This is a genomic window from Allobosea sp. 05T433 (assembly GCF_056396065.1).
Genome location: NZ_JBFTKS010000004.1, coordinates 330725 through 344118 on the forward strand (window position 1 = coordinate 330725; position 13394 = coordinate 344118).

At 65.4% G+C, this 13394-nt stretch carries 13 protein-coding genes; 11 read left to right on the top strand and 2 right to left on the bottom strand.

The genetic code is table 11. The features are described 5' to 3' along the window. Positions 1-95: 95 nt before the first annotated feature. From AC1DGP_RS07910 to trmB, 3 genes are all read left to right on the top strand, one after another. The gene (locus AC1DGP_RS07910; RefSeq protein WP_069878567.1) at positions 96-509 is read left to right on the top strand and encodes a helix-turn-helix domain-containing protein; all 414 of its coding nucleotides are present in this window, start codon (positions 96-98) and stop codon (positions 507-509) included. Positions 510-668: 159 nt separating this feature from the next. Then, positions 669-1874 (top strand): methionine adenosyltransferase, encoded by a 1206-nt coding sequence (gene metK / locus AC1DGP_RS07915; protein ID WP_441492019.1) that lies wholly within the window; start codon positions 669-671, stop codon positions 1872-1874. Between the two features lie 107 nt (positions 1875-1981). Further along, positions 1982-2686, top strand: coding sequence for a tRNA (guanine(46)-N(7))-methyltransferase TrmB (gene trmB / locus AC1DGP_RS07920; protein ID WP_441505091.1), 705 nt, complete (start codon positions 1982-1984; stop codon positions 2684-2686). Here trmB and AC1DGP_RS07925 read toward each other — a convergent pair. Further along, on the bottom strand, positions 2661-3749 hold the full coding sequence (locus tag AC1DGP_RS07925; protein ID WP_441492021.1) for a DUF2336 domain-containing protein: 1089 nt from the start codon (positions 3747-3749) through the stop codon (positions 2661-2663). The two genes, trmB and AC1DGP_RS07925, sit on opposite strands and share 26 nt — an antisense overlap. Before the next feature lie 297 nt (positions 3750-4046). Here AC1DGP_RS07925 and rimP point away from each other — a divergent pair, with 297 nt between their 5' ends. The 6 genes from rimP to truB all read left to right on the top strand — a co-directional run bounded on the left by rimP (position 4047) and on the right by truB (position 11423). Continuing rightward, positions 4047-4727 carry a ribosome maturation factor RimP gene (rimP, locus tag AC1DGP_RS07930; RefSeq protein ID WP_441492022.1) on the top strand — a complete coding sequence of 227 codons (681 nt, stop codon included), beginning with the start codon at positions 4047-4049 and terminating at the stop codon, positions 4725-4727. 5 nt (positions 4728-4732) lie between these two features. Continuing rightward, a complete protein-coding gene (nusA, locus tag AC1DGP_RS07935; protein ID WP_069878570.1) occupies positions 4733-6322 on the top strand; it encodes a transcription termination factor NusA in 1590 nt (529 codons plus the stop codon). Between the two features lie 14 nt (positions 6323-6336). Further along, a complete protein-coding gene (locus AC1DGP_RS07940; protein WP_441492023.1) occupies positions 6337-7065 on the top strand; it encodes an RNA-binding protein in 729 nt (242 codons plus the stop codon). Further along, a complete protein-coding gene (infB, locus tag AC1DGP_RS07945; RefSeq protein ID WP_476831952.1) occupies positions 7062-9920 on the top strand; it encodes a translation initiation factor IF-2 in 2859 nt (952 codons plus the stop codon). The genes AC1DGP_RS07940 and infB overlap by 4 nt, the downstream gene beginning before the upstream one ends. Before the next feature lie 146 nt (positions 9921-10066). After that, entirely contained in the window at positions 10067-10498 is a 432-nt protein-coding gene (rbfA, locus tag AC1DGP_RS07950) for a 30S ribosome-binding factor RbfA (protein ID WP_441492025.1), read from the top strand. Further along, positions 10485-11423, top strand: coding sequence for a tRNA pseudouridine(55) synthase TruB (gene truB / locus AC1DGP_RS07955; RefSeq protein WP_476767842.1), 939 nt, complete (start codon positions 10485-10487; stop codon positions 11421-11423). The genes rbfA and truB overlap by 14 nt, the downstream gene beginning before the upstream one ends. A 342-nt stretch (positions 11424-11765) precedes the next feature. On the opposite strand, the gene AC1DGP_RS07960 is transcribed toward truB, so the two are convergent. Beyond that, positions 11766-12377 carry an NAD(P)-dependent oxidoreductase gene (locus AC1DGP_RS07960; RefSeq protein ID WP_441505096.1) on the bottom strand — a complete coding sequence of 204 codons (612 nt, stop codon included), beginning with the start codon at positions 12375-12377 and terminating at the stop codon, positions 11766-11768. A gap of 122 nt (positions 12378-12499) precedes the next feature. Here AC1DGP_RS07960 and AC1DGP_RS07965 point away from each other — a divergent pair, with 122 nt between their 5' ends. Continuing rightward, complete coding sequence (locus tag AC1DGP_RS07965) at positions 12500-12886, top strand: winged helix-turn-helix transcriptional regulator (protein WP_441492028.1); 387 nt, start codon at positions 12500-12502, stop codon at positions 12884-12886. 153 nt (positions 12887-13039) lie between these two features. Further along, a complete protein-coding gene (rpsO, locus tag AC1DGP_RS07970) occupies positions 13040-13309 on the top strand; it encodes a 30S ribosomal protein S15 (protein WP_043239192.1) in 270 nt (89 codons plus the stop codon). The last annotated feature ends 85 nt before the right edge of the window (positions 13310-13394 follow it).

Here is a 13394-nt window from a genome sequence, read left to right on the forward strand (position 1 = left end):
GCAATTCAGTTGAAACTAGTGTATTGTGTTTGACCATAGGACACTGCCGGATTGCGGCTTCGGCAGAATGCCCCTGATCCGAGGCCCGTCGATCCATGCTGAAGAAAATCCCCAATCCGATCGATCGCCATGTTGGCAGCCGCGTCCGGATGCGCCGCATGCTTGCCGGCGTCAGCCAGGAAAAACTTGGTGAAGCACTTGGGCTGACCTTCCAGCAGGTTCAGAAATACGAAAAGGGCGCAAACCGCATCAGCGCCAGCCGCTTGCAGCAAATCGCCAAGATGCTGGATGTGCCGGTCTCCTTTTTCTTCGAGGGCGCCCCGTCCGGCGACATGCCGTCGGGAGGCTTCTCGGACGCCGCCTCCACGACCTATATTTCGGATTTCCTGGCGACCAGCGAAGGCGTGCAACTCACCAAGGCCTTCGTGCGCATTAAAAATGGGCAGGTTCGACGCCGGGTTATCGATCTGGTTGAGGCCATTGCCGAGGAACACGCTGAAAAGCCCTGATTGAAGCGTCTTGGCGTTCGTCTTGACGAACGTTTCTCCCGATAAACGGATTTGAGCGCTTGACGGCGAACACGTTCGCTGCAAGAACGCTGCGCCCCGCACCGGCAGGGTCCGTGCTGGCGGCCACCAGCTTGTCCGTGCATGAAGGATCCTTCGTCCGTGTCACGCCAGAACTATCTCTTCACCAGCGAGTCCGTTTCCGAAGGTCATCCTGACAAGGTTTGCGACCGGATTTCCGACGAGGTCGTCGATCTGTTCTTCAAGGAGGCCGTCAAGGCGGGGATGGATCCGGCCCAGGTGCGCGTCGCTTGCGAGACCCTGGCCACGACGAACCGCGTCGTCATCGCCGGTGAGGTCCGCACCTCGCTCGACGAGAAGGCGCTGAAGAGCAAGGTCAAGTCGGCGGCCCGCAAAGCGATCCGCGCGATCGGCTACGAGCAGGACGGCTTCCACTGGAAGAAGTGCAAGATCGACGTGCTGCTGCACTCGCAATCGGCCGACATTGCCCAGGGCGTCGACGCCGCCGGCAACAAGGAAGAAGGCGCGGGCGATCAGGGCATCATGTTCGGCTACGCCTGCCGCGAGACGCCCGAGCTGATGCCGGCGCCGATCTACTACGCCCACAAGATCCTCGAAGTCCTGGCCAAGGCCCGCCATGCGGGTGAAGGACCGGCCGCCAAGCTCGGCCCCGATGCCAAGAGCCAGGTCACCGTCAAGTACGAGAACGGCAAGCCGGTCGGCGTCACGCAGATCGTGCTCTCGACCCAGCATCTCGACGACTCGCTGAGCTCTGCGGATGTCCGCAAGATCGTCGAGCCGCATATCCGCGAGACGCTGCCTGAGGGCTGGATCTCGAAGGACACCGTCTGGCACGTCAATCCGACCGGCAAGTTCGTGATCGGCGGTCCTGATGGCGATGCCGGCCTGACCGGCCGCAAGATCATCGTCGACACCTATGGCGGCGCTGCCCCGCATGGCGGCGGCGCGTTCTCCGGCAAGGACCCGACCAAGGTCGATCGTTCGGCTGCCTATGCTGCGCGCTACCTCGCCAAGAACGTGGTTGCCGCCAAGCTCGCCGAGCGCTGCACGATCCAGCTCTCCTACGCCATCGGCGTTGCCAAGCCGCTCTCGATCTATGTCGACCTGCATGGCACTGGCAAGGTCGACGAGGCCAAGCTCGAAAAGGCTCTGGGCGAGGTGATGGATCTCAGCCCGCGCGGCATCCGGACCCATCTCAACCTCAACAAGCCGATCTACGCGAAGTCTGCCTCCTATGGCCATTTCGGCCGGAAGGCCGGTCGCGACGGCAGCTTCTCCTGGGAGAAGACCGACCTGATCGACACGCTGAAGAAGGCCGTAGCCTGATCCAGCGCGGATGTTATGACGGGGTTCGGTCTACCGGATCCCGGAGAGGCCGGAGCGATCTCGCTCCGGCCTTTTGCTTTCGCCGGTGACGACGGGGTTTTGGGATCATGAGCGAAGAACGAGACCTGGAGAGAGATCTCGAACGAGCCTTCTTCGGCCGGCGCAAGGGCAAGCCTCTACGCGAAGGTCAGAGCGTGCTGATCGAGGGCACCCTGCCACGGCTGCGCCTGCCCGAAGGCGAGATCCTGGATCTGAAGGCATTGTTTCCCAAGCCGGTCGAGGCGGTGCGGCTGGAGATCGGCTTTGGCGGCGGCGAGCATCTGCTCTCCCGCATGCGAGAGAGTCCGGAGATCGGCTTCATCGGCTGCGAGCCCTTCGTCAATGGCATGGCGAAGTTCCTGGCGGTGATCGAGCGGGAAGGCCTCACCAACGTCCGGCTCTGGGATGGCGATGCCGCGCTGATGCTGCCGCGCCTGCCGGAAGGCGGCCTCGATGCGATCGACCTGCTCTATCCCGATCCCTGGCCGAAGCGCAGGCAACGCAAGCGCCGTTTCGTCTCGGAGCGGACGCTCGCCCTGTTCGCGCGGGCGCTGAGGAAGGGTGGGCGTTTCCGCTTCGCCAGCGATATCGACGACTATGTCGGCTGGACCTTGTCGCGGCTGCTGCACTCACCGGATTTCGACTGGGCCGACGAGCGCGCCGACCACTGGCGCCAACCCTATCCGGGCTGGATCCGCACGCGTTACGAGGCCAAGGCCATCGCTGCCGGGCGCGTACCGAGCTATCTCACTGCACGCCGTCGCGCATCCTGAGGAAGCCGAGGACCCGCTGCGCCGTCACCGGCGTCAGGTTGCGGAAGTTCTGGCGGGCCCGCTCGACCGCAGGTGCCGATTTGCCATCGCCCTTGCGCAGGGTGATCAGGGCGCGAGTAGTCTCCCAGGACCAGCCAAGCCCCCGGCCGACGAGCAGCACCGCGTCGCGATCCGGGCCGAGGATGATCTGCTCCGTCGCCTGCAGGCCGAGCCTCGCCAGGATGGCAACGCCGCAGATGGCGTGTTCGATTGCGCCCGAAGCGGCGAGCTCGGCGACCTTGGCCTCGTCGAGTCTGCCCTCATCATGGAAGGCCTTGATATCGGCCAGCGCAGCGCTGAACTTGCCGAGATCGTCCTGAAGCTGGTCTTGTGCGGCGACCGCATCGGCGCTGCGCTCGACCGCGCGGTCGACGGCTCCGCCCATCGCCGGCTCGAACGTCGCAGCGAGCCTGCGGCGCGCCGAATTCTTCGCAGCCAGCGTCAATTGCTCGACCAGCTCTGCCGGGATGTCGCTCCGGGTTCCCAGCGTCGCCTGCAAGCCGTCATCCTGGACCGCACGCATCACCAGCACGCCCATGCCATGCCGCGAGAAGCGGGCGGATTGGTTGGCCGCAACCGCGTGGGTCACGACACGACCGCCCCGCAGGATCAGGAAATCCGTCACCGGCTCGGCGAGATACGGACGCTCGGTGATCGCGAGCATATGGTCGCGCCCCTTTGCGGCGGAGATCGCAACCAGATCCTGATCGGACAGCACGGGTGAACCGACCAGAACCGGCCGCGCAACCGCGATCTCGTCGAGCGCCAGCTGGCGCACCACGCCGCCTGGCGCATTCGGCACGATGGACAGCCGCTCGGACAATTCGACCCGCGCGCGGGTTTCAATGGCGCGGGCAAGCCTGCCGATCACCACGTCGAAGACGCTGATCTGGTCATCGCCCATCGTCGCGGCCGTGCTGACGAAGAGATCGGTCAGACGCATCAGGATCTGGACGCGCTCATCGCCCGAGCCTCGCGACATCGTCGCTTCAAGATCACGCAACAGCGCGCTGACCGAACTCATTACGCAACCTCTTTACGCACCATCGGTCAACGCTAGACGAGAAGAATGACCAGCCGGTTAGCGCAATTGCATAAAGCCGGGCGCGGAATGGAAGCACCATCGCCGTTACATGGCGTTCCTTTCGACACCCTGCTTCCTGCCAGGACAGCTTTGATCTTGCATGCCCGGCCGTTGCGGACTAAATAGCGACGCAACAGCTCTGGTTTCGGTGTAAGCCGATGATCAAGAGCGGGCCGGCCGGCCCGCTCTTTTTTGTTGGCCGCAAGCCCTGCCGGAGCGAAGGCAGGCAGTCCGAACATGAACGAGCCGACAGCAGCAGATCAGGACAGGCGCGTAGTGACCGAAAGCGGTGTGGCCGCGCGTGTCGCTGCCATCATCGAGCCGGCGATCATCGATCTCGGCTACAGGCTGGTGCGCGTGCGCGTCTCCGGCCAGAACGGTTGCACCGTGCAGATCATGGCCGAACTCCCGGACGGCACGATGACCGTCGAGGGTTGCGAGGCGGTGAGCCAGGCGGTTTCGCCGGCGCTCGACGTCGACGATCCCATCCAGGCCGCGTATCATCTCGAGGTGTCGTCGCCGGGGATCGACCGGCCGCTGGTGCGCCCGAGCGATTTTGCGCGCTGGTCCGGTCACCTTGCCAAGATCGACACGCACGAGCTGGTCGGCGGCCGCAAGCGCTTCCGCGGCATCCTGCGTGGCGTCGAGGGCGATACGGCCCTGCTCTCGCGCGACGATGCGAAGACCGAGGAGGAGCGCGACGTCGCGATTCCGATGAACGCCATTGGCGAAGCGCGGCTTGTTCTGACCGACGCCCTGGTCACCGAATCACTGCGGCGGGGCAAGTCTGGCCTGCCGCCCGAGATGCCGCCGGCGGACGAGATCGCCAGCCCGAAGAAGGGCAGGGGCAAATCACTGGGACCGCGCCCGGGCACACAGCCCAAGCCGGCTCCGCAGAACGACAACGAAGAGGAGTGAGCGTCATGGCTGTTAGCGCCAACAGGCTCGAACTGCTGCAGATCGCGGATGCCGTCGCCCGCGAGAAATCGATCGATCGGCAGATCGTCGTCGACGCGATGCAGGACGCCATCGCCAAGGCCGCTCGCTCGCGCTACGGCGCCGAGACCGACGTTCATGCCGAGATCAACACCAAATCGGGCGAACTTCGCCTGGCGCGCCACCTGCAGGTCGTTGAGCAGGTCGAGAACACCTCGACCGAGATCACGCTCGCCGAAGCCAAGCGCCACAATCCGGCAGCCCAGGTCGGCGACGTCATCTCCGATCCGCTGCCGCCCTTCGATTTCGGCCGCATCGCCGCTCAATCGGCCAAGCAGGTCATCGTGCAGAAGGTGCGCGAGGCCGAGCGCGATCGCCAGTATGACGAGTACAAGGATCGCATCGGCGAGATCGTCAACGGCGCAGTGAAGCGCGTCGAGTACGGCAATGTCTTCGTCGATCTCGGCCGCGGTGAAGCCATCATCCGTCGCGACGAGATGATCCCGCGCGAGACCTTCAAGGTCGGCGACCGTGCACGCGCCTATGTCTACGACGTGCGCCGCGAGCCGCGTGGCCCGCAGATCTTCCTGTCGCGCACGCATCCGCAGTTCATGGCCAAGCTGTTCGGCCAGGAAGTGCCGGAGATCTATGACGGCATCGTCGAGGTGAAGGCTGTCGCCCGCGACCCAGGCTCGCGTGCCAAGATCGCCGTGATCAGCCGCGATTCCTCGATCGATCCCGTCGGCGCCTGCGTCGGCATGAGGGGCTCGCGCGTGCAGGCCGTCGTCGGCGAGCTGCAGGGCGAGAAGATCGACATCATTCCGTGGTCGCCGGATGTCGCGACATTTGTCGTCAATGCACTGCAGCCGGCTGAAGTCGCGAAGGTCGTGCTCGACGAAGAGGCCGACAAGATCGAGGTCGTGGTTCCCGACGAGCAGCTCTCGCTCGCCATCGGCCGCCGCGGTCAGAATGTTCGCCTCGCCTCGCAGCTGACCGGCTGGGATATCGACATCCTGACCGAGGCCGAGGAATCGGAGCGCCGCCAGAAGGAATTCCTGCAGCGCACCGAGACCTTCATGAACGCGCTGAATGTCGACGAGACCGTCGGCCAGCTGCTGGCCTCGGAAGGCTTCCGTTCGGTCGAGGAGGTCGCTTACGTCGACCTCGCCGAACTGGCCACGATCGAAGGCTTCGACGAGGAAACGGCGGGCGAGATCCAGTCACGCGCTCAGGAATACCTGGCCACGGTCGAAGCCGAGCTCGACGACAAGCGTCGTGCTCTGGGTGTCGAGGACGCATTGCGCGAAGTCGAGGGCATCACCACATCGATGATGGTCGCGCTCGGCGAGAACGATGTGAAGTCCGTCGAGGATCTGGCGGGCTGCGCGACTGACGATCTCGTCGGCTGGACCGAACGCAAGGATGGCGAGAGCACACGCCATTCCGGCTATCTCGACGGGTTCGACCTGTCGCGCCAGGATGCAGAGGCCATCATCATGGCCGCGCGCATCAAGGCGGGCTGGGTCGAAGCTCCCGCTGAGGAGCCCGAGGCCGACAGCGAAGCGGCCGAGGCCTGAGTCAGGCGCGCGTGATGAAAAGGCCGGAATCGGCGCGGCCCGCGCACAAGGACGGCCCTGAGCGCAGCTGCGTCGTGACCCGCATGGTCAAGGCGCCGGAGGATCTGATCCGGTTCGTGGTCAGCCCCGACGGGGTTCTCACGCCGGATTTGCGCCGCAAGCTTCCGGGCCGCGGCGTCTGGACGAGCCTCAGCGCGGCCACGGTCGCCGAGGCGATCAAGCGCAAGGCCTTCGAGCGCTCGCTCAAGACCAAGGTCATGATACCGCCTGATCTTGCGGCTATGATCGATGGCTTGATGCATCGCGATGCAGTTCAGGCGCTGGCCATGGCCAACAAGGCGGGACTGGTTTCGTCCGGCTTTGCCAAGGTCGAGGCTTCTATCGGATCGGGACGTCTCGCCGCGGTGATCGAAGCCAGCGATGGCGCCGAGGATGGCCGACGCAAGATAGGACAGGCTCTCAAGCGGGTTGCGGCAGCGCGAGCCGAGGATGGGCTGAAGGTCCGAAACACACCTGTCGTCGCGGAATTCGCGGCGGCTGATTTGGAATTGGCGTTGGGGCGGTCACATGTGATACATGCGGCCCTTGCTCCGGGACCGGCGGCCGAGGGTTTCCTCTCCCGCTGGCGTCGGCTCGTCCGTTACCGGATGGGCGATGCCGGTGCGTTGGGCCCGGAAAGCCCGACGGATTTCGACGAGACAGACGAACACACGACCGAACCGGCAGGACCGAAAGCGGAATGAGCGATACCAAAAACCCGGGCGACAAGACTTTGACGGTCAGCCCTCCGAAGACCCTAACGCTGAAGCGGCCGATCGAGCAGAGCACGGTTCGGCAAAGCTTCTCGCATGGGCGCTCGAAGCAGGTCGTCGTCGAGGTCAAGCGCCGCGTCGGTGGGCCCGAAGTCAAGGAAGCGCCGGTGGCTCGTGCGCCACAGCCCGCGGTGCAGCCCGCTGCCCCGCGTCCGGTCGTACCCCAGCCGGCTCCCGCAGCTCCGAAGCCAGGCGGCATGCTGCTGCGCACCCTCTCGGACGACGAGAAGGATGCGCGTCAGCGCGCCCTGTCCGACTCTCGAGCGCGTGAGCTCGACGAGCGCCGTCAGGCCGAAGAGGAAGCCCGCCAGCGTGCGCTTGTTGCAGAACGCGAACGGGCCGAGCGCGAGGCAGCTCTTGCTCGCCAGCGCGAGGAAGAAGAGCGCCGTCGTCAAGAAGACGAGCAGAAGCGTCGCGCCGAAGTCGCCGCTCGTCAGCGCGATGATGCCCAGGCCGCCCGTCCGGCAGCCCCCCAGCAACCGCGTGAGCAGGTCTCGGCCCCGGCTCCATCCGCTCCGCCGCAGCAGCAGGCGCAGCCGCCCCAGCCTTCAACCTATGCTCCCGCCGCACGGCCCGCATCCGGTCCGCGCGAGTTCGGTGGTGCACGTCCGCAGATGCGCGACGTCGGTGCACGTCCGCCGCGGCTCGACTCGCGTCCTGCCCGGGTCGACGCACCGCGTCCCCCCCGTGCCGGTGATCCGAGCGCTCCCGCAGAGCCGGCCGTCGTCCGCCCGGCCCGTCAGGCCCCTTCGGCCGGCGCCCCGCGCAGCCGCCCCGATGATGGTGAGGCCAGGCCCGCGTTCCGTCGCCCCGGCGGCGCTCCCGGCGCTGCCAATCGCGGCGCGCCGACTCCCGCCCCGAAGACGCCCAAGGCCGGTGAGAAGCCGCGTGGCCGCCTGACGCTCTCGACCGCTACCGGCGGTGATGACGAGCGGACACGGTCGGTTGCAGCCTTCCGCCGTCGCGTCCAGCGCATGACCGGGCACCGTGCCTCGGACGTCGCCAAGGAACGCGTGATGCGCGAGGTGATCATCCCCGAGACGATCACCATCCAGGAACTCGCCAACCGCATGACCGAGCGTGGCGTCGACGTCATCCGCCTGCTGATGAAGCAGGGCGCGATGCACAAGATCACCGACGTGATCGACGCCGACACTGCTCAGCTGGTGGCCGAGGAAATGGGCCACACCGTCAAGCGCGTTGCCGAATCCGACGTCGAAGAAGGCCTGTTCGATACGCCCGACACCGATGAGATGCTGATCCAGCGTCCCCCGGTCGTGACCATCATGGGCCATGTCGACCACGGCAAGACCTCGCTGCTCGATGCGATCCGCCAGACCCATGTCGTGACCGGCGAGGCCGGTGGCATCACCCAGCATATCGGCGCCTATCAGGTGACGACGCCGACCGGCTCGAAGGTGACCTTCATCGATACCCCGGGCCACGCCGCCTTTACGGCGATGCGTGCACGTGGTGCCAAGGTGACGGATATCGTCGTTCTCGTGGTGGCGGCCGACGACGGCGTGATGCCGCAGACGGTCGAGGCCATCAACCACGCCAAGGCGGCCAAGGTTCCGCTGATCGTGGCGATCAACAAGATCGACAAGCCCGACGCCAACCCGGACCGCGTGCGGTCCGAGCTGCTGCAATACGAGATCCAGGTCGAGACGCTGGGCGGCGAGACGCTGGAAATCGAGGTTTCGGCCAAGACCGGCCAGAACCTCGACAAGCTTCTCGAGGCTATCTCGCTGCAGGCTGAACTGCTCGATCTCAAGGCCAATCCCGATCGCGCTGCCGAAGGCACCGTGATCGAGGCGAAGCTCGATCGTGGCCGCGGCCCGGTCGCGACCGTGCTCGTCCAGCGCGGCACGTTGCGCACCGGCGACATCGTCGTGGCGGGCTCGGAATGGGGCCGCGTGCGCGCCCTGATCGGCGACACCGGTGCCCAGATCAAGGAGGCGCCCCCGTCGCTGCCGGTCGAGGTTCTCGGATTCAACGGCACGCCTGAGGCCGGCGACCGCGTCGCGGTTGTCGAATCCGAAGCGCGTGCCCGTGAGGTCACCGATTACCGTGAGCGTCAGAAGCGCGACCGGATCGCAGCTCGTGGCGGTGGATCGGCAGCGGGCCGCTCGCTCGCGGAGATGATGCGCGACCTCAAGGAAGGCGCTGGCCGCAAGGAATTCCCGCTCGTCGTCAAGGGCGACGTGCAGGGTTCGGTCGAGGCCATCGTCGGCACGCTCGAGAAGGTCGGCAACGACGAGGTGCGCGCACGCGTGCTGCAGTCGGGTGTCGGCGGCATCACCGAATCCGATATCACGCTCGCCCAGGCTTCCGGCGCGGCTGTGATCGGCTTCAACGTGCGTGCCCACAAGGAAGCGCGCGAGGCGGCCGAACGGGCCGGCGTCGAAATCCGCTACTACAACATCATCTACAACCTCGTGGATGACGTGAAGGCGGCGATGTCGGGCCTGCTGGCTCCGACCCTGCGCGAGACGATGCTCGGCAATGCCCAGATCCTCGAGATCTTCAACGTCTCGAAGGTCGGCAAGATCGCCGGCTGCCGCGTCACCGACGGCACGATCGAACGCGGCGCCAATGTCCGCCTGATCCGCGACAATGTCGTGGTCCACGAGGGCAAGCTCTCGCAGCTCAAGCGCTTCAAGGACGACGCCAAGGAAGTGGTTGCCGGCCAGGAATGCGGCATGTCCTTCGAGAATTATCAGGACATGCGCGCTGGCGACGTGATCGAGTGCTATCGCGTCGAGGAGATCAAGCGGACGCTGTGATCCGTCGCGGCCGGGCTTGTCCCGACCGCCTGACGATGACGAGCGCCCGCTCCTTCGCAGAACCTTGACGTCATGGCCGGGCCAAGCCCGGCCATGACGTTTCTACGATCCACGCTCATCCGGTCCGAGTCCGGAGATCGAGAACCATGGCAAGACCAGCAAAACCCAGCGGCCCCTCGCAGCGACAATTGCGCGTCGGCGAACTCATCCGTCACGCACTGGCCGAGATGCTCGCCCGCGGCGACATTCACGACGACGTGCTGGCGAAGCATGTCATCACCGTGCCGGAGGTGCGCCTCTCGCCCGATCTCAAGCTCGCGACGGCCTACATCATGCCGCTCGGCGGCAATGACATCGCGCCGGTCCTGAAGGCGCTCGATGGCCACAAGCGCTATATCCGGGGCGAGATCGCCCATCGGGTGAACCTGAAATACGCGCCCGATATCCGCTTCCGCCAGGATGAGAGCTTCTCGGAGGCCGAACGCATCGATGCGCTGCTCGATTCCGATTCGGTGCGCCGCGACACGCTGCGCCAGCCCCTGAAGATCGACCAAGACGACCATCATGACGACGAATAGCGAGACAGTGGCGCCTCCGCACGCGCAGCAGCCCCGCCCGAAGAAGCGCGACGTGCATGGTTGGGTGGTGCTCGACAAGCCCGTCGGCATGACCTCTACCCATGCGGTCAGCGTGGTGAAGCGCGCCTTCAGCGCCAAGAAGGCCGGCCATGCCGGCACGCTCGACCCCCTCGCTTCAGGCCTGCTGCCGATCGCGCTGGGCGAGGCGACCAAGACAGTCCCCTTCGTCATGGATGGCCGGAAGGCCTATCAGTTTACCGTCGCCTGGGGCTCGCAGACCGAGACCGACGATACCGAAGGCCGTGTGATTGCGACCTCGGAGCTACGCCCGCAGGAATACGCCATCGCGGCCCTGCTGCCGCGCTTCACGGGCACGATCCTGCAAACGCCCCCCAAATACTCAGCCATCAAGATCGCCGGCGAGCGCGCCTATGACCTCGCCCGGGATGGCGAAGAGGTGGTGCTGCAGCCCCGCCCGGTCGAGATCGATGCGCTGTCGATCGTCAGCCATGACGGCGCGACGACGACGTTCGAGGCCGAATGTGGCAAGGGCACCTATGTACGCGCCATCGCCCGCGATCTCGGCGTTGCGCTCGGCTGCCTCGGGCATGTCGCCCATCTCAGGCGCACCCGCGTCGGCCCCTTCACGGTGACCGAGGCGACGACCGTCGAGACGTTGCGCAGCAGCCAGGAAGAGGCCGAGGGCGCACTCCGGCCGGTCGCAGCAGCGCTTGAGCTCATTCCGGAGATCGTGGTCCATCGCGATGCGGCCCTGCGGCTGAAGCGTGGCCAGAGCGCACTATTGCGCGGTCGCGATGCGCCGATCGAAGCCGAGGCTGTCTATGCGACCAGCGGCGGCGTGCTCATCGCCACTGGCTCGATCAGCAATGGCGAGCTGGTGCCGCACCGGGTCTTCAATCTCTAATCCATGCGGTCGGATCCCGTATCCAATCCCATGATTCAACCCCCTGGGTTTGCGTCGGCCTTTCCGAAAGCCGCAATCCACTTTTCGGGCCGATGCTTCAGGCCGGGACGAGACTGAACTGCGTGGCGCGCAAGCGTGCAGCGTCACGCAGGGGCGGTGCTCCGAACAGGCGACTTGTACTTCCAGCTGAACTGCGACGGGCTTTCATAGCCCGCCCTGAAGCCCGCCAAGGCGGCATCGAACAACTCCGGCCTAGCCGGGTCCGGCATCATGCCGGAGCCAGGCGGCGGCCTGCATCTCGGCCGCCGCCGCTACCAGAAAGCCTGAATTGCTCGCGATGGTTCAGTAACCGACCGTGAAGCGCTGGCGCGAGTGGGCAGGCTTCTCCAGTTCGTCGACCAATGCGATCGCGTAGTCCTCGGCCGAAATCGCGCTCTTGCCCTGCGCATCGACCAGAAGCTGATCCCTGCCGAGGCGGAACTTGCCGGTGCGCTGGCCGGGCTGGATCAGCGCCGAGGGTGACAGGAACGTCCAGTCCAGTTGGCTCTCACCCTTGAGCAGCTCGAGGAAGGCGCCGCCCTTCTTCGCCTCTGCCAGATAGATCGCCGGGAACTCCGGCGTGTCGAACAGCTGCTTGCCTGGCGCGACCTCGAGACTGCCCGCGCCACCGACGACGAGATAGCGCTTCACGCCGGATTGCTTGACGGCGGCCAGCAGAACCGCCGGGTCGCTCGCGGTGAAATGCACGGCACTGATCACCGCGTCATGGCCAGCGAGCACGCTGGCCAGCCCGTCGCGATCGAAGACGTCGCCTTTCAACGGCGTCACACCAGTCGCCGCTGCGACCTTTCCGGGGTTGCGGGTGATCGCCGAAACCGCGTGTTCGCGGGCGGACAGCTCGGCCAGCAGGCGCGAGCCGATGAAGCCGGTAGCGCCGATGAGAGCGATTTTCATGAGATCTGCCTTTGGCTAGTATCTTTCAGGAACCAACATCCTGTGCGATACTAGATGGAGGCAGCGTGGAGCCTCGTAAAGAAGGCACTTTCACGCGACATGGTCACCTGAGGGAAACCACGATGCTGCAACGCCCGGACGCCTTCAACGCCCAATGCCCGACCCGCCAGGTCCTCGACCGCATCGGCGATAAATGGGCGGTGCTGATCCTGATTCTGCTCGGAGAGGGGACGTTGCGCTTCAACGAGCTGCGCCGACGCATCGACAACATCTCGCAGAAGATGCTGTCGCAGACATTGCGGAGCCTGGAGCGCGATGGGTTGATCAGCCGCGAGGCGTTCCCCACCGTGCCCGTAACTGTCGAGTATTCGCTGACCGAACTCGGCCGCACGCTTGCAGCAACCGTGCACGGATTGACGCGCTGGGCCGAGACCCATATCGGCGAGGTCGAGGAAGCGCAGAGGCGCTACGACCACGGTCTGCCCCGGCCTGCCTCGTCGCCGCGCTAGCGTTTTACCCAGATTCGTGTATATCCCGCGCCAACCGGCCTTGCGGCTGGCTGCGCATCTCCTCCGTGATGAGGTGGATTGCGGGTTCCGGACCTTGCTGGACGACATCCCGGCCTGGCCCGCCAGATCAACATTCAACTGAAGGATCACACGATGTCGATTACGCCGGAGCGCAAGACCGCGCTCGTGAAGGAACATGCCACCAAGCCGAATGACACCGGTTCGCCGGAGGTCCAGGTCGCGATCCTGACGGAGCGCATCAACAACCTGACCGGTCACTTCAAGTCGCATGTCAAGGACAACCACTCGCGTCGCGGCCTGCTGAAGCTGGTTTCGCAGCGCCGTTCGTTGCTCGACTATCTCAAGGGCAAGAGCGAAGCGCGCTACAGGACGCTGATCGAGAAGCTCGGCATCCGCCGCTGATCGATCGCAAGAGCTTCCCGCCCGGCACCGATCGGTTCCGGGCGGTTTTTCCAGAGCATGATGCCGAAAGGTGGGAACCATCTTT